At 54.0% G+C, this 17,193-nt stretch carries 16 protein-coding genes; 1 reads left to right on the top strand and 15 read right to left on the bottom strand.

Translation table 11 applies throughout. From position 1 onward, the window contains the following. Positions 1-95: 95 nt before the first annotated feature. The 13 genes from F0P93_RS01260 to F0P93_RS01200 all read right to left on the bottom strand — a co-directional run bounded on the left by F0P93_RS01260 (position 96) and on the right by F0P93_RS01200 (position 14,418). Positions 96-2,195 (bottom strand): acylase, encoded by a 2,100-nt coding sequence (locus F0P93_RS01260; protein ID WP_150874568.1) that lies wholly within the window; start codon positions 2,193-2,195, stop codon positions 96-98. A gap of 200 nt (positions 2,196-2,395) precedes the next feature. Continuing rightward, the gene (locus F0P93_RS01255) at positions 2,396-2,605 is read right to left on the bottom strand and encodes a hypothetical protein (RefSeq protein WP_150874567.1); all 210 of its coding nucleotides are present in this window, start codon (positions 2,603-2,605) and stop codon (positions 2,396-2,398) included. A 50-nt stretch (positions 2,606-2,655) separates the two neighbouring features. Beyond that, positions 2,656-3,069: a response regulator gene (locus F0P93_RS01250; RefSeq protein ID WP_191908703.1), complete on the bottom strand. Its 414-nt coding sequence runs from the start codon at positions 3,067-3,069 to the stop codon at positions 2,656-2,658. 5 nt (positions 3,070-3,074) lie between these two features. Then, positions 3,075-3,353: a hypothetical protein gene (locus F0P93_RS01245; RefSeq protein ID WP_225309323.1), complete on the bottom strand. Its 279-nt coding sequence runs from the start codon at positions 3,351-3,353 to the stop codon at positions 3,075-3,077. 56 nt (positions 3,354-3,409) lie between these two features. Further along, positions 3,410-4,078 (bottom strand): ArsR/SmtB family transcription factor, encoded by a 669-nt coding sequence (locus F0P93_RS01240; RefSeq protein WP_150874565.1) that lies wholly within the window; start codon positions 4,076-4,078, stop codon positions 3,410-3,412. A gap of 148 nt (positions 4,079-4,226) precedes the next feature. After that, positions 4,227-5,474 carry an efflux RND transporter periplasmic adaptor subunit gene (locus F0P93_RS01235; protein WP_150874564.1) on the bottom strand — a complete coding sequence of 416 codons (1,248 nt, stop codon included), beginning with the start codon at positions 5,472-5,474 and terminating at the stop codon, positions 4,227-4,229. 2 nt (positions 5,475-5,476) lie between these two features. After that, a complete protein-coding gene (locus tag F0P93_RS01230) occupies positions 5,477-9,904 on the bottom strand; it encodes a CusA/CzcA family heavy metal efflux RND transporter (RefSeq protein WP_150874563.1) in 4,428 nt (1,475 codons plus the stop codon). 175 nt (positions 9,905-10,079) lie between these two features. Continuing rightward, positions 10,080-10,466: a hypothetical protein gene (locus F0P93_RS01225; protein WP_150874562.1), complete on the bottom strand. Its 387-nt coding sequence runs from the start codon at positions 10,464-10,466 to the stop codon at positions 10,080-10,082. Between the two features lie 147 nt (positions 10,467-10,613). Beyond that, on the bottom strand, positions 10,614-11,192 hold the full coding sequence (locus tag F0P93_RS01220; protein ID WP_150874561.1) for a YceI family protein: 579 nt from the start codon (positions 11,190-11,192) through the stop codon (positions 10,614-10,616). Between the two features lie 10 nt (positions 11,193-11,202). Continuing rightward, positions 11,203-11,856, bottom strand: coding sequence for a hypothetical protein (locus tag F0P93_RS01215; RefSeq protein WP_225309322.1), 654 nt, complete (start codon positions 11,854-11,856; stop codon positions 11,203-11,205). A 78-nt stretch (positions 11,857-11,934) separates the two neighbouring features. After that, positions 11,935-12,381: a Rieske (2Fe-2S) protein gene (locus F0P93_RS01210; RefSeq protein ID WP_150874559.1), complete on the bottom strand. Its 447-nt coding sequence runs from the start codon at positions 12,379-12,381 to the stop codon at positions 11,935-11,937. Between the two features lie 80 nt (positions 12,382-12,461). Beyond that, on the bottom strand, positions 12,462-13,844 hold the full coding sequence (locus F0P93_RS01205) for a hypothetical protein (RefSeq protein WP_150874558.1): 1,383 nt from the start codon (positions 13,842-13,844) through the stop codon (positions 12,462-12,464). Beyond that, positions 13,837-14,418 carry an RNA polymerase sigma factor gene (locus tag F0P93_RS01200; protein WP_150874557.1) on the bottom strand — a complete coding sequence of 194 codons (582 nt, stop codon included), beginning with the start codon at positions 14,416-14,418 and terminating at the stop codon, positions 13,837-13,839. The genes F0P93_RS01205 and F0P93_RS01200 overlap by 8 nt, the downstream gene beginning before the upstream one ends. Before the next feature lie 160 nt (positions 14,419-14,578). Between F0P93_RS01200 and F0P93_RS01195 the strand changes: the two genes are divergently transcribed. Continuing rightward, the gene (locus F0P93_RS01195) at positions 14,579-15,394 is read left to right on the top strand and encodes a hypothetical protein (protein WP_150874556.1); all 816 of its coding nucleotides are present in this window, start codon (positions 14,579-14,581) and stop codon (positions 15,392-15,394) included. 116 nt (positions 15,395-15,510) lie between these two features. On the opposite strand, the gene F0P93_RS01190 is transcribed toward F0P93_RS01195, so the two are convergent. Continuing rightward, complete coding sequence (locus F0P93_RS01190) at positions 15,511-15,942, bottom strand: YopX family protein (protein WP_138991658.1); 432 nt, start codon at positions 15,940-15,942, stop codon at positions 15,511-15,513. A gap of 333 nt (positions 15,943-16,275) precedes the next feature. Next, a complete protein-coding gene (locus tag F0P93_RS01185; RefSeq protein ID WP_150874555.1) occupies positions 16,276-17,070 on the bottom strand; it encodes an NIPSNAP family protein in 795 nt (264 codons plus the stop codon). Between the last annotated feature and the right edge of the window lie 123 nt (positions 17,071-17,193).

Genomic DNA, 17,193 nt, shown 5'->3' with positions numbered 1-17,193 from the left:
TCCTTTAGGGGGCTGGGGTGGCAAAACGGCCGACTCAGCCGATTCCACGTCAAGAACATAACAACATTTGCCTTGAGGGGATCAAGGGGTAAATCTCATTTAAAAACCGTCTTTTCCCGCAAATTCTTTTCCGCTTCCTCCCGCAGGAACCAAACCGGGCGCATTTTCTTTTGGGAGAGCAGCGGCAACTGGTCTGTGCGGTGTTTGGAACCGGGTTGGGAAGCATTGCCGTAACTGGTCAAAACCCGGGCTTTGAGCGGTTTGGAAAACTCGATGGCTGCTACGTAAGTGTCACCATGCACGGGGGTGAATTTACCATCGGCACCCGCCGGGCTCAGCGTCATGGACCGAAAAACGCCCATTGGTTCGGGACCTCCGTTGCCCGGCAAATCAACGTCGCCGATCCGAAACCGGAACACTTCGCCCCACGGTATGTCCAGTCTACCGTATTTCTGCTTGACCTCCCGGGCGGCTTTCACCAGCCATTTCACAGCAGCTTCAGGATCAGCCAGTCCGTCGGGCGTGTTCACCGGGTCGTTGTGATCCCAGGGTTTGGCGAACCGTTTGGAAGCCGTTCCCAACTCCGTTAAACCGGGTGCCCACAACCGCACAAACCGGTCAAACAGAAAAGCGCCCTTGCTGTCGGTGTCGGTCTGATGGTCCCAGGCTGCCAACACCTCGGCGGCTTCCTTCGCTTCGGGGCTTCCCTCCTTTTGGGCGGCCAGCAGAAGATCATCGGCAATGCGGTCGGCCAGTTCCATGCGGGTCGACAGTTTTTTGGCAATAAACTCATCCAGCGTAATTTTGTCATTCTCCATCAGCATCTTGATCGAGCGTTGCGTCCGCATCGACATGTTGGGCACCGGAGCCATGTAAGGCGGAAAGTCGGCGGCTTTGTTCACCATCGGCCAGGTGGCGGTCCAGGGAGGTTCGTTCGTGTTCTGGAGCCAGCCCGTCGGCGGATTGAGCACTTTCGGCAGGTCTTTGTAGGGGTGCGTTTGGGTCCAGAGGGTTGCTGACGTGTCCCCCCGAACCAGGCCCGACCAGTAGTTCCAGTCACCCTGCGACCGCACCGGTACCTGCCCGTTGAAGAGGTTAAAGATATTCCCTGCGTTGTCGGCAAACATCAGTGTATACATCGGAACCTGCAAACGGCTGACAGCAGCCTGAAATTCCGTGACGTTTTTAGCGCGGGCCATGTCCCAGTATTGCTCGAACATCGCCGACTGATCGAGTCCGACCACGCGCATGGCGATGGTTTTCCCGCCTTTCTCGCTCACGACCGGCCCATGCACCGAGTGCCGGACCACCATCTTTTCTTCTTTCAAACGTCCGTCGGTTTGCCTGATTTTCAGGGTATGTTCGCGGCTGGTGAAGGGCTTCACCTTTCCATCGAACACATAGCCGCCTTTGACCGTTTTCAGCTCGTAAAAATCCTGTCCGTCATGCGTGTTGACAGTCTGTGAATAACCAGCATTCTCGTTAAAGGCCATCGTCAGCATCGGAAAGCCCATGCGGGCAATCCCGTAGGCGTTGATGTTCGGCGAAACCAGTTGCACTTCCATGTAGAGGTAAAAATCGGACCAGGGAAGGTGTGGATTCGTCAGCAGTAGCGTGTTTCCGCTGGCTGATTTTTGGGGCGCTACTGCCCAGGCATTCGATCCATTGTCGGCCCCTTTCGGGCTCAGAGCGGCATTCAGCCGGGAAAAAGGAGCCACAAAAACAAAATGCGTAATCCGCTGCATGTGCGCCAGCAAGTCAACGGCGGTGATGGGCAAAGCCGCTTTGGCTGCGGGGTCAATCTGATCGGGATTCTGGGAACAATAGTCGTTCACGCCTTTGGCAAACGCTTCCAGCTTGGTTCGGAAAGCCGGTTTTTGCACTTTTAGCCACCCTTCCGCCCGTTCGTAAACGCCATTGGTGATCACCCAGCGGTCGGCTTCGGCGTATTTTTCGCCCCAGTATTCAGCCCCTTTTCCGCGGGCCTGACCGTACAGATGGAGCAGTAAATCACCGTGATTCCGGGTTTGCGCCCAGCCGTAGGCGTAGAAAAGGCTCTCGTCGTTTTTGGCATAAATATGCGGAACACCCCAGGTATCCCACAAAATTTCGGCTTGTTTATACGATAACCGCGATTGGCTTTCGCCCGTTAAAAAGGGTATTAAGCCACAACAAAGCAGCGCTATTTTTTTCATGGAAGCACGGAAAGTTGAATCGATATTGGAAGAACCTGAACACCGGATAAGCCGGAGCCTAACCACACCAATATTTTACATTCACCGTACTTTTCCTAATTAAATAGCAAAAAAACAACAATACTCAGAGTATTATTCTGATTGAACACCATTTTGCCGGAATAACAACATTAATTCTACAAACCACTACAGCACAGACCTTACAGCATGTTTACGTGGCTCCGCACAAAGCGAACGGCTAAATACAGGTACAGGATCTGAGCGCCTGTCTCCAGAACGCCCTCCATCCGGTTTTGCTGGTAGACACCGGTTTGAACGTCCCGTACCCAATCTACGACCGAGATACAATAGGCAGCAAAACACAGGAGGCTCGTTATCAGCAGGACAATAAACCAGAGGGTGTTGCGCATGGGTGTTCAGGTCGTTTATGATTTCAGTCTGGTACCGGACAGACGCTTTTTTAGCAATCGGGTGCCAGCTTCCAGTCGGACACCAGTTGGAAAACGGTTTTTTTCAATTCTTCGATGGTCGACGGTTTAATCAAGTAGGCACTAGCCCCCAGATCGCGGGCGTGCTGCCGGTCCGACTCCTGAACGGAGGTGGTGAGCATCACAATCGGGGTGGCCTGATACGCCTTCTTGCTGCGTAACACCTTAAGCGTTTCAAAACCGTCGAGCCGGGGCATGTTAATATCCAGAATAATCAGGGCGGGACTCACTTCTGAATCCAGCAAAAGGCGGAGTAAATCCAGTCCGTCGTTGGCAAATGTTAATGCGGAGTCAAACCCCAATTCCTGAAAAGCGAATTGCAACAGAAAACGATCATCTTCATCGTCGTCAGCGATAAAAACACAACTGGTAAGTGAATTTTTCAAATGATTTACGCTATTGAAATACCAAATTGATTAAAGTCCATCTGACTGAGATACCGATCCAGCCGGTCGATTCGCGAAAAGGAACAGATACAGGTCAGTTTTCCGTTTAAATTATCATAGCACATTTCCACGTAGAACGTATTGAAACTGTATAAATACCGGGTTCGGCAACAGTCAACACGATGGGCCAGCAGCACCCCCCAAAGTTCGATGGCTCCCTGGCGAATCAGGAGCGGCTGACGATCGTATTCTTCACGCGAAATATACATTGCCGTAGCGGTCATGAACCCGAATGCCCGGAGTGTGGGTGTCCCTGTTTTACGATGGAATGAACCGGAGGTCAGTCGGAAAGGGCGTGAAACGGGAGCTGACGGCTTTTCCAGTCGGGGAATCCCTCTTCAAGCCGACTGGCAGCAAAACCCTGGTTTTGAAGCAAATCCACCGCTTCATCTGCATAGACACAGAAAGGTCCCCGGCAGTAGACCACCACCTCCCGACCCGAAGGCAAACCCACAATGCGTTCCAGAAGCTGGTCGATCGGAATGGACAGGGCGCGGGGAATGTGGCCCGCCCGGTATTCTTTTTCCGGTCTGACGTCCAGAATCACCACGTTGTCCTGCTCCATTTTCAGCAGCAGCTCGTCAATTGTAACCGCCTGAAAAACGTGCTTTTGTGACCGGAAATCGTTCAGCGTCCGTTCAATTTCCGCCAGCCGCTCCATGCCCAGTTCGCGCAGGGATTGCCAGACCGCGACGACTTTGTCGTCGGCCAGATGATAGTGTGCATAATGGCCTTCTTTTAGGACATGAACCAGGTTGACAGCTTTCAGCACTTGCAAATGCTGTGACGCATTGGCCATGCTGAGGCTCAGTTGGGTCGCAATTTCCTCAACGGTCCGACTGCTCTGGGCCAGTAGATCGATTATTTGTAGGCGGAACGGATGGGCCAATGCTTTCGCAAGCCCCGCCAATTCGCCGAACACCCTTGCTTTAAACTCTTTTTTCTCCATTCACTTCTGCAAATAAGTAGGAGCAAGATAAAAAATGCTCAATTAATCAATGAATCTATTGAATAAATTTCCCCAATCTTTTATTGAATGGATCTGAAATGCGAACGGAGTGGTTTAATACGAGCCGCCCACTTTGATCAACATTCGCTCATTCTTCTTCGCTGTTGTTTAGTTTAGACAACAGGCTGTAGGCCCCGTTGACGACGATGGGCGTTTGCTGTGTATCGACCCCCGGCGGTAAGGTAATGGCGACATAGCCGTTTTCCCGGACTCCGGTTTTCACGCCGATCTGTCGGAAGGCATACGAAACCGGATTCGCCTGCTTCTTCTCCAGCGCGTAGATAAACATCTGCCCCCCAAAACTGACCACCGCCGACTCGGGCAAAGCGGGCAGGGGCTGGGTTTTGACATCGACCTCCGCCGTCACGTAGCCGCCCGGGATAAACCCGTCGGCATACGCGTCAGGATGCGCTAATACGGACACCGTGCGGTCGGCCGAGAGCGATTTGCCAATCAGAAAAATCGTTCCCCGGTGAATCGGTTTCGAGTCGCCCCCGACGCCGAACCGCACGGTTTGCCCGGTATGAATCCGGCTAAGGTCCTTCTCAAAAATACTCAACTGAACGTGCATGTGATCGATGTTCGTGATCTCGACCACCACGTCGGCGGGATTCACAAACCGGCCGTTGTTGACAGGAACGCTGGTAACAAAACCCGACACCGGCGACGGAATCGCCACCAGCCGCGTCAATTGGCCGGGGCTGAGTTTGGCCGGATCGATCCGCAACAGAGCCAGCCGCTGCGCCATGCCCGCCAGTTGCGCCTGCAAACTCTGCCGGTTGGAACGGACCTGTTGAAACACCTTCAGGGCGTTGACGTTGTCGCGGCTCAATTCCTGCTGCCGGGCAAACTCCAGATCGGCGTAATCCAGTTTGGCTTTGGTGTCGAGGTAATCCTGCTGAAACTGAATGTACTCCGGATTTTCAAGCACCACCAGCGTCTGGCCTTTCTGAACGCGCATGCCCGGTTCGAGCCTGATTTGCCGGATGTAGCCGCCAAACGGGATGGAAACGGACACCACTTGCTGCGCCGGTACGTCGAGCATTCCATTCACTTTCAGGGTGGTGCTGAGGGGGCGCAATACGGGCTGCCCGAGTTGAATGGCGGCCACGTCGTATTGCGCCTGCGTCAGCGAAACCATCACCGGTTCCGTCTGGGCCGAATCCCCTGCGACTTCGGTTAACGACGACGTCAGCGGCTGTTCGGCCTGGGCCGTATCGTCTCCACCCCCGCCCGAGCCGCAACCCGACACACCGAGCAGCCCAACCAGTACCACCAGCACAAGGTATTGATTTTTAACCCATTGAATTTCGTATACTTTACCTATTGTTTGCATGATCAGGGATTGCCGAGCAGATAGTGGATGGAAAGAACCGATTGATTGTATTGATGAAGCAGGTCGAGGTAACTGGAGCGGATGGCCAGCGCCTGCTGCAAAGCGAGCGAAAATTCCACGTAGCCAATGTCGCCCCCACTGAAGGCCCGCCGGGCGTTGGACTGGATGAGCGCAGCCTGGGGCAGACCGCTTTCTTCATAATAGGCCAGGGCCGTCCGGTACTGGTCAAATTGCTGCACCGCCTGCTTCACCTGCTGATCGAGGAAAAACCGCTGGTTCTGCCAGTCGGTTTGCGCAATTTGTTCGCCCATGCGGGCGGCATTGATCCGCGCTTTCTGCGCCTGCCCCAGCAACGGAAACGAAACACCGATTTGCCCGCCATAAAACCGGTGTCCGGCCCCGAAATACAATTCCTGCCCGTTGATGAGTTGATTTCCAATGAGCGTCTGGCTGAACAACCCTACCGAAAACTCCGGTTTGAGACGCGCCTGCTCGACCTTCCGGTTTTGCCCCACCCAGAGAATCTGCTCCTGAAGCTGGCGGAGCAGCGGATTGCGCGATGCCGTCAAGCTGTCTGCCACCACCGGCAGCGTCAGTCTGGGCAACGGATCGGGGCTGATGTCCAAGGGCTGTGGGCTATGAAGCAGGGTTTGCAACCGGGTGCGGCTGGCCGTCAGACTAGCTTCGTTCTGGGCGAGCCGTACCCGCTGGTCGGCCCGCTGGCTTTCGGCGGTGGCTTTTTCCAGACTTCCCGTTTCCCCGGTTTTGAAGCGAAGGTTGGCGGCTTTCACGAATTCCGCTAAAACCGTATCCTGTTCCTGAAACAGGCGGTTTTTCTGGTACAGGTAATTGATCTCGTAATAAACCGACCGGACCTGATACTGGACGTCGTGACGCGTAACCACCACGCCTGCTTCCTGCACCCGCACAGTCTGGTCATTTTGTTCGGCCAGTCGTCGCATCAGCGTTGGATTGGGGATGGAATGCGTTACCGTCAGGTTGTTGTCAAACCGCCGGGTGTTGTATTGACCGAGCATCGCCGTGGCCGAAAACCGGCCGGCATCGTAGGCCGTTCGACGGAGCGCCTGTTGCTGGCTGACCGTCAAACCCGCGATCTGAATCTGTGCATTGCGGGTTCCGGCCTGTTGCAACGCCTGTTCGAGCGTCAGCGTTTGTCTGGAAACGGGGGCTTCGCTTGCCGGTTGCGCCCAGCCGACGGTTGCCGTCAGAAACAGGATTCCGACGGTGGCCGTCACAACGGTTTTCGGTCCGCCTGCTTTCTTAGCCGCTTCTGCTTCTTTCGCTACGGCTTTTTTCTCCGACAGGGAATACAGTATCGGTAAGATGATCAGGGTCAACAGTGTAGCCGTCAGCAGTCCCCCGATGACGACGGTCGCCAGCGGTTTTTGCACTTCGGCCCCGGCGGAGTTGGAAATCGCCATCGGAATAAAACCGAACGAAGCCACCAGCGCCGTCATGATCACCGGCCGCAGCCGAACCTCCGCCCCCAGCCGGATGATTTCGGTCAGGTCGGTCAGCCCTTCCTCGTGACGAAGCCGGTTGAACTCGGCAATCAACACAATGCCGTTCAAAACCGCCACACCGAAAAGTGCGATGAACCCAACCCCCGCCGAAATACTGAACGGCATTCCGCGCAGCAACAGGGCAAACACGCCCCCAATGGCCGCCATCGGAATGGCCATAAAAATCAGCAGACTTTGGCGAATGGAGCCGAACGTAAAAAACAGCAGGGCGAAAATCAGCGCCAGCGCAATCGGAACGGCAATGGCTAGCCGCTGTTTGGCATCGACCAGGTTCTGAAACTGACCGCCGTAGGTGATGGAATAACCGGGTGGAAATTTAATTTGTGTTCCGACTTTTTGCTGCAATTCCGTGACGATGCTTTCCACATCACGCCCCCGGACGTTGAACCCCAGCGTGATGCGCCGGTGCGTATTATCCCGCTGGATCTGGTTGGGGGCTTGTTCGATGGTGACCTGGGCAATCTGACTCAGTGGGATTTGCTGCCCGGAACCGGATGGACCCTTGGGCGTGGTTACATACACATTGCGCACATCGTCGACACTTTGGCGCTTGTCGGCCGCCAGCCGAACCACGAGATCGAATCGTTTTTCACCTTCAAACACCAAACCGGCTGACTGTCCGGCAAAAGCCGTATTAATCACCCGGTTGACATCGGTTACGTTCAGGCCAAATTTGGCAAGCTGCGCCCGGTCGAGTTTGATCAGGATCTGAGATAAACCGCCTACCTGCTCCACATACAGGTCTTTGGCCCCGTCGATTCCCCCGATCAGGGTGCCAACCTGACCGGCCAGTTTGGTCAACTGCCCCAGCTCTTCGCCGTATATTTTGAGGGCCACATCCTGGCGCGCGCCGGTCATGAGTTCGTTAAACCGCATCTGCACCGGCTGTTGAAAGCCAAACGTAACGCCCGGAACCACCGAGAGTGCTTCGGCCATTTTGCCGGCCAGTTCGTCGCGGGTGGTGGCCGACGTCCACTGATCGCGCGGTTTCAGGATCACCATCAAGTCGGAAGCCTCGATTGGCATCGGGTCGGTTGGAATCTCGCCGGAGCCGACTTTGGCCACCACCTGCTCGACTTCCGGAAACTGTTTGAGCAAAATCCGTTCGGCCTTCAGGGTCGCATCCACGGTTTCGGAAAGCGAACTTCCCGTCAACGTCCGCGTATCAACCGCAAAGTCGCCTTCGTCAAGTTGGGGAATAAACTCTCCACCCATCCGGTTGAAGAGAAAAACCGCAACCGCCAGCAGGGCAACGGCACTGACCAGAATGATGAGCCGGTGTTTCAGAGCCGACAGCAGAACGGGTTCATAAAACCGCTGGATCCGTTTCATGATTTTGTCCGAAAACGTCTCTTTGTGGACGATTTTCTTATTCAGCATCAAAGCCGAAATCATTGGCACGTAGGTCAGCGACAGAATGAAAGCCCCCAGAATGGCAAACGCAACGGTCAGGGCCATCGGCCGAAACATTTTGCCTTCGATGCCCGACAGGGCCAGAATCGGCAGGTAAACGATCAAAATAATGATTTCACCAAAAGCAGCCGACGAGCGGATTCGACCTGCCGACTGGAAGACTTCGTCATCCATTTCGGCCTGGGTCAGCGTTTTGTTTTTGTTTCGGCCGGTAATGTGGTGCAGCGTCGCTTCGACAATGATGACGGCGCCGTCCACAATCAGTCCGAAGTCGATGGCCCCGAGACTCATCAGGTTGCCCGACACCCCGAAGAGGTTCATCATCGCAATGGCAAACAGCAACGCCAGCGGAATGACGGAGGCTACGACAAACCCCGCGCGGAAGTTGCCGAGCATCAGCACCAGCACAAAAATGACGATTGTTGCCCCTTCCAGCAGGTTGCGCTCGACGGTTCCGATGGCACTGTTGACCATTTTTGTGCGGTCCAGAAACGGCACAATCTGCACCCCTTCGGGCAGCGTTTTCTGAATTTCGGCAATCTTTTCCTTCACCCGTTTGATCACCGCCGATGAATTTTCGCCTTTGATCATCATCACGACAGCTCCCACAGTTTCGCCCTCGCCGTTGCGGGTAACGGCCCCGTAGCGCACTGCCGAACCGAGTTTGACCTGCGCCACGTCGCGTATCCGAACGGGCAACGACTGGTCGTTCAGCCGGACGACGATGTCTGCAATGTCGCTGATCGAGCGAATCAGGCCGTCGGAGCGAATGAAGTAGGCGTTGGGCTTTTTGTCGATATACGCCCCGCCCGTGTTCTGGTTATTCTGCTCCAAGGCGTTGAAAATATCGGTAATCGTGACGCCCATGCTCCGCAGCCGGTCGGGATCGACCTCGATCTCGTATTGTTTCAACAGCCCCCCAAAACCGCTGATGTCGGCCACGCCGGGGGTTCCGAGCAACCCGCGCCGGATGGTCCAGTCCTGAATGGTGCGTAGGTCGGTGAGTGAGTATCTGGTTTCGTAACCATTCCTGGCCAAAACCGTATACTGAAAAATTTCGCCCAAACCGGTTGTGACGGGGGCCATGACGGGCGTCCCGACGCCGGGTGGAATCTCTCCCACCACATTTTGCAAGCGTTCGGCAATCTGCTGGCGAGCCCAGTAAACGTCCGTTGCGTCGGTGAAAACGACCGTTACAATGGACAGCCCGAAACGCGAAAACGACCGCAATTCGGTAATACCCGGAATATTCGACAGGCTGACTTCAATCGGAAACGTCACGAGCCGCTCGATGTCTTCGGCCGCCAGCGACGGACTGCTGGTGATCACCTGCACCTGGTTGTTCGTGATATCCGGCACTGCATCGATGGGCAGTTGGGTCACCGACCAGGTGCCCCACCCCACCAACGCCAGCACGAACAGGCCAACAATGAGTTTGTTGTGAATGGAAAAATGAATAACGGCATTCAGCATAATGCGTTCTGAAAGAAGAAGTTGACTAAAAATCAGGAAGAAAATAGGGCCGTGGGAACTGACGAAACAATCCGCCACCACTCGGCACGCGTTGTGCGGGTAGTATGGCCGAGAAGACAAGGCGGAAAAACCGTCCGTTTCATCCGGACACACGTCGGCCAGGGGCGATGGAAAACTAGCGTCGGGGGGGATTGATCAGCGCGAAAACCGCCTGAAAAGAATACAGATCGGCTTTGCGGAAAAAATCAGCCTGGGGAACGACCAGCACCTGACAGAGCTGAGGTGCCGATAGCCAGACGGTGTTGGGAGTAAAAACCGGTACGGAATGACCGACCGAAGGCAAATTCTGGTGACTGTGGTTGGGGTGCTTCTGGTGTTCCGAATCAGCCCCGTAATGCATTTTGATGAAGTCGATGAAGCTCAACCGGGCGTCTGTGGCCCGGTGTTGCTGGTAATGCTGCACCAGATCACCCCAATGGGAGGTCTGGTCGATGCTGAAGCCAGGGAGCAAACTCCCGCCCAACATCCAGCACGCAAATACCAGGGCAACGAAAGATTTCATGACGATTCTGATTGTAACCGAACAACAAACCTGCCGGACGAAAGTTTCCGGCAGGTTTGCATTTGCTGTAATTTGGAAATAATCTAATACCAGCTACCATTTTTTAACAGTAGTAAACTGATAATCAGAGTACAGGAGCAGGAGCATTTATTGATTTACCGGAGCGGTTTTGTGGTAGGCCATTGAAAATTTTACCAGAAAAGACTCATCGGTCGGAACCATCATCAGCGACGGCCGCTCGATGTTGTAGTCACTCATTTTGATTGAAAATTCTCCGGTTGCCAGCAACTGCCCGGCCTTATCAACCCGAACAGCCAGCACCTCGACAGGCCTGGTTACCCCGTGAAAGGTTAGATTTCCCCAAATTTTGAGTTTATCCTGAGTTTGCTCGATGCCCGTACTGCTAAAGGTTACGCGGGGGTACTTGATCCCATCCAGAATTTCAAGCGCGTGCGAATCGCGGTTTGCATTCTGGCTATCGAACGAGGCCAGTTTAACCGCAACGGCTACAGCCTCGATGCGATCGGTAGCGTCGTTATACAACAGCACACTTTGCACTTCCCGGCTGACGCCGTCCCAGGTATGCATGGGGTGGTGCATGGTGTAGGTCATTACCGATTGGGATTTATCAGCCATCAATTTGCGGGATGCAGTTGGCGCAACGAATGCCAGCAACCCAACGATTCCAATGGCAAAAGCAGAAAGAATTCCGATTGTACGATTCATGAGCGATAGGTTAGAATTTGATGGCAATAACCGACAGCGCAAAAGCGCCAAAGGTTGTGTAGGCGGCCGCCCGGTGATACGGTTTTAGTTCGGGGTGGTTTTCGATCGAACTCGCCAGGATGTTGGTCGCCAGCATACCGGCCATGTGGACAACGCCCAGGTATTGGTGCAGTTTGATCGAGCTAAATCCCCGGCGTTCACCAACCAGTTTGGGCGGAGCCGTTAGTGACAAGAGAGCCGTGGTGACGTAGGTTAGGTTGATTCCCGCAGCCAGTGAACTGTGCACATTCTGCAATCGCCCATACTGGTCGCCGGTAGCGTGATACAATTTAGCGCCAACCAAACCCTGGGCCACAAACCCCGCCAGCGTCACAAAGCCCATCACCTGGTGGCTCACCAGCATAGTCCGGCGGATTTTCAGTTCTTTTTCCCGGCCTTCGGGCGTCAGTGGAGCCAGATTTGTAGTTCGCAGCAGCCCTTTCGGCCCCCAGAAAATACGCTGGGTAAAGAGCATTTTATGTGGTAATAACGCCTGTTGACTGGTGCTGTCGTCCAGATCAGAAAGCAGGTCATCCGTTTTTTCGACGGGCGGAATCGTATCGGCCGAAACCGTCTGAGCCCAGGTCTGGGAGAAAGAACCCAGCCAAAGCAGGGTGATTATCATACGCGTGCGCATCCGGTTTGGGGAGTGTTTTAGATGACAATTTCTGAAGGTACTTTTGTTTGGAAAACCAATCTCAGGTTATGAAATCGTCAACACATTGCCGGATTGCGTCACCGTGTAAACCGTTAATCCGCGGCTTCCCTCGCTGTTCAGTCCTTTTCCGGTCAGATCATACCGGGCACCGTGTTCCGGGCAGTAGAATTCACCATTGCGGAGCTGAACTTTCTTTTTGCCTTCGTGGCTGCACACCACTGTGACCGCTACATACCCTTTGGAAGTGTTAGCCACTACCACATTATTGGTGACGATGTATCCGCCAACGGTTTTCAGCGCGGAATTGGTCGAACTGGTCAGGTCAACGGTGATGGCACTGGTGAGCGGATCAGGCGTTACATCGGAGCTTTTGCTACAGGCCGTCAGGGATTGCCCGGCACAATAAACGGCAAGCAGCGCGGCCCCCTGCATGCCGAGTTGACGAAGAAACTGGTGACGACTCAGTGCGTCGGAATTCTGATTCTGTGACATAGATCCGTATGGCTTTTAATGAGCAATACGGTTTTCTTCTGTTCAGCCGTTGCCTGCGTCCGGAAAACTTTTCATTCTTTTTATTTGAATAGATCGATCCAAACCGACGCTTTCAGCCCTATGTTACTCCCACCGGGGGCGTCGGCCAGGCTGCGAAAATCGTAGAGATAAAACGGAATCAATTGCGCCGAAAGCCGGGACTGGTGGAACTGAACTCCTCCGCCGAACAGAAAATTGTGAAAAACCCGGTGTTCCGCTTTCAGGCTAAATGCATGGTGCTGTTCGTCGCCCCGAAAATAACTTTCGTATTTGATTTGCTGGTAAGCTGCCAGATCCAGACTTGTTCCCGTTTGGAACGACAACGACCATTTCGGGTCCAGCGGTACGTAATATTTCAGCGTTATGGGCAAACTAATGCCGGACGTATGGATCGAAATCTCCTCGATGCGGTCGTATTGCGCCGGTAAATATGGCCGGTACTGCTCGATAAATTCCTGGCCGGTGGCCGAATTAAAATCTTTCAATCCCCGGTGTTTTTCCGAATTTTGGCGGGTTGCCAGCAAGCCAACGGATATCCCCAGATTTTCCATCGGAAATACTTCGATAACCGGACCAATGCCCACACTGTTTCGGGTCAGCAGGGTTTCGATTCCGCCCCGGGGGCGTAACGATGAAAGCCGAAACGGCGGGCGTTTCGGTTCAATTTTAGGAACTTGGGCCCGCAATGAAGCGGGCGCCACAGCCCCGTTTTGTGCCGCCGAGTCAGGTGGAGTTTTTATTTGGCTGTCCACCGGAATCGGCACCAATGCCTGACCCACATCCTCCCGTTTTTCGCCCGAAGCCGGGTCGGTTTGGGCCAGTGTTTGCAACGAATCATCCGTTACGGGTGTGCGGCTGCCCGCCGACCAGACCCTGTTTGGTGTTTTACCCGATCGATTGGCGTTCATGGGTGGAGCCGGTGAAACTAACCGGGCTCCAAAACCGGGCTGGCGACGCGATTCCGCTTCGGTTGTCCGTTTTGCCGGTTTCGATCCGAAAGGTTCGGTTTCATTTCCTGATCCCTTCAGAACTTCGGTTGACCTGACCAGGCCTGATCGATCCGTAGCGTCGGCTAGCGAACGGTACGAATGCCGGTGTTCCACCACCGTCCGTTTGACAATGTAGACCGTGTCGACCCGCTGAACCGGAGCAACCGGTTGGCGAACTTCAGTTTGGGTCGTCGATTGCAGCGTTTTATGCACGGTTTCCAGCAACCGGCGGTTTTCCTGCAGGGTGTAAAGCGTTGTGAGCCACCCCGTCAGCATCAGCGCGCTGAGTACCCAGCCGCCATACTGCAGCAACCAGGGCCAGAATCCCGAGAGGGGCAGGCGTTTCCGGAAACGGTCCCAGGCCCGGGGCTGGTAGCCCGGCTTGACCGCTTCCAGGTTTTTCTTCATCAGTTTGTCGAAACGTTCGTTAGACATAGTTTCGTCGGTTTACTGAGTTTGTAGAGGTCCATTCGATAAGCAGTTCCTGTAATTTCTGACGCGCTTTCGCCAGGTTTGAGCGTGAAGTACCTTCATGAATGCCCAGCATTTGGGCAATTTCCGGATGAGAATAGCCATCCACCACATGCAACGAAAAAACGGTTCGGTAAGCGGGTGGCAATTGCTGTACAACCGCCAGAATTTCGTCGGCGGCCAGTCGCTCCAGCAACGCGTCCGTCTCCCCCACTTCGTAGGCTTCATCGATGTCGGCATAAACCAGCGGGGATTTGTTCCGGCGGTAGTGGTCGATGGCCGAATGCACCATCACCGTACGAAACCAGGCATCGAAAGGCTGGTCAGAATCGTAATACGAAATTTTGTTGAGTACCCGCAAAAAACCGTCGTCAAACATCTCCTCCGCTTCTTCCCGGGTGGCCGCATAGCGCAAACAGATATTGACTCCGAAGCTGTAATAAGCCTCGAATAGCTGCTTCTGGGCAGCCGGTTTTTCACGCCGACACCCCTCGATGACCTCCGGCAGTGCCAGAGATTTACTTCGTCGGAATAGCACAGATGGTCGCTGTTGTTACGGTCCAAATTTCTTTACGACAGAACAGGCTTACTCCGTTGCCTGAAAAAAAAATATTTATCTGACTCAGGCAACGCAATGCTGCATTGTATCCGTATGGATCACTAACAGCCATCTTCCATTCATCTAACTGACCGATCCCATGCGCGTCCTTCTTGTACCCGTCGCCCTTTTCATGACCCACTATGCCCTGGCTCAGGATAACCTTGTTCTGCGCAGTGGTGAGGAAATTCCTGCGAAAGTACTGGAAATCAACCAGACCGACTTAAAATACCGGAAATCAGCTAACCTGGACGGCCCGGTGTACACCGCACCGTTGCGGGATGTGTTGTTCATAAAATACGCCAACGGAACCAAAGACACCTTTGAGGCCGGGCGTGCGGTGGCTCCCACCTTGCCCGCCCCCCGGGAAAGCGGGGAGTCCGTGGCGCCCGCTTTGAACACAACAGGCTTAGCCGGACTTCGTTACCACCGGAGTCTGTTTAGCCGGTATTTTACGGATGCAAACGACGAGCCAATCCCGAAATCCGAGGTTCGATTGCTTCTGCAAGCCCAACCCACGGCGTTAAAATACTACCAGCGTGGTCGGTCACTGCGGGTGTGGTCGGTGGCGACGGCCATTCCGGCGGCCCTGCTGATCGGAACGGGTGTCGGTTTGATGGTGGTAGGCGACGGCGAACAGGGCCACAACCGGATGCTGAGTGACCGCCCGTACCGTAACCGTGACTTTGACAATCCGGTTCGGCCGGAATCGGAAGATGGAAGTGGAATCGAAAACTTCGGGGCAATTCTGGCCGGCAGCGGGGTTTTGCTGGGTGCGGCAGCGGTCTGGTTCGACCACCGGGCCTCCGTCCAGTTTCGGCGGGCTGACAACCGCTTCAACCACCGGCATTCGACGAGCGTCCGGTTTGTACCCGCCCGGCGGAGTCTTGGCGTCCGCGCTGTCCTGACGTTCTGATTTTACCTGCCTGGCGGTTTTACGCTTTTCCGGTGGCATAAAAAAAGCCTCGCCGGTTGTACGGGCGTGGCTTTCGGAACGTAAACGGTATGGATATGGAAGAAGGAAGATTCAGATCAGGCGGCTGCCTGCGACAAAAACCGTTGTTCCAGCAACTGCGGATGTTCGTAGCGGTTTCCCAGTACCCGCAACTGGCGGGCGTGCAGGGCACTGAGTGAAAATGCCGGAAACTCGCCCGTTCCCAGGGGTTGAAACAGCGCATAGCCGCAACGGTGATTCGACCAGCCAATCTCGAAAATCCGTCCGTCCCACTCCACCAAATCGCTTTCATACAGCAGAATACCCTGCCGATCCGACTGACCGATGGTGCGCATCAACCGCCAGGAAAAGCTGGTGGGTTGCGGTAATTCGTCAACCGCCGACACCTGGCTCACCAGGGCAATGGCTTCCTGCAGCCAGATGGATAAATAGGGCTCCGGGGTCATGGGCAGCCCGGCCAGGTAGAGCATTTTCTGGCCGTCCCATATACGGGATTGGATTGGTTGCATCGTCCTCTCTATATTTTAGTTATACGATAATGACTAACAAATATATACGATAAAGACGACATTTTGAAGTCAAAAGTTACTTATTTATATCATTTCGCATACATTTAGTAAACGGCTCAGACGCTTCCCAGAACTAATTCCTCGGGTTTCCAACAAAAGTATGCTATACCCAAAAAAGCTCTATCTTCCCTTGGCTGGGTACAAATTTAATACCGTGATGCCAGTTTCACCGAAGGTACAGACAACACTTGCCGCAGACACAACCCGCTATAACAAGCTGTTATGACTGCGGCAAGTGTCATGCAATCAGGTCCTTCTACAGGCTGGACGGTTCTAAATCTGGGAAATGGCAGTCGGAATCAGGAAGGTCCTGGTGATGTTTGAAACGATCCGGGCATTGGCATATTCGGGCATGGAACTGATTTTTTTCCATTCCGGATCGCTGCCGAACGTCTTCCAGTTCTGATCGTGCTCTTCCATGTTGTCAAACGTCAGCAGGTACGTCAAATTCGGACGCATGGGGCCAATCAGCGTTTCGCCGAAGAAAACCGGCGTGAGGCCAACGCGTTTGAAAATGGCAATTTCACCGCCTTCATTGAACATCTCGATTTTCTTCTTTCCGGCGGTTTCGTTGTGGCTTTCGTAGCGACGCAGCTCAAAAATCCGCGGTTTTTTCTCCGGGGCTTCCAGTTTGGGCATGAATGCAAACGATTTCAGCAACGAGCTTTCAATGCGCTCATAGGCCGGATCAGTTGCCTGGGCCGTCAGATAATCAGCGCCCGCCTGTTGGTAAGCGGCATCACCGGCCAGTTTTTCGGGCAACTTGAAATAATCGTCCAGCGAATTAAACGGGATCACCGTCACCAGTTTCGTGAATCCCTGGGGAAGGTATTCCGTAAAAACCCCGATGTTTTTGCTCCCCAACCGATTGAGGGCCGGGATGGCGGCATTCTGAAAATAGCTTTCCACCATTTTCTGCTGTTTGCCATTTTTCAGGGTATAAATCCGCAACTCATAAAATTCAGAACCGGCATTTTGATAGGGTGCTGCAGCCACGCTCAACGGATTCAGAAGACTGGCGGCAGAGGTGGTAACCAGGGTTGTTTTAACAAAATTGCGTCTTTTCATAGCGGTTTTATTCGGGCTTACGCGCGGTTTTCACTGTTGTCGAAAGCACAACCACCTTCTTTTCTACCTCATCCGATTCTTTTCACATCACTCTCCTTCCATTTATGCTGTTTTGTCGCGGTC

The sequence above is a fragment of the Larkinella humicola genome (assembly GCF_008727875.1).
GTDB lineage: Bacteria > Bacteroidota > Bacteroidia > Cytophagales > Spirosomataceae > Larkinella > Larkinella humicola.
Note: the sequence above shows the minus strand (reverse complement) of the source record. Positions and strands in the feature narration are given on the sequence as shown.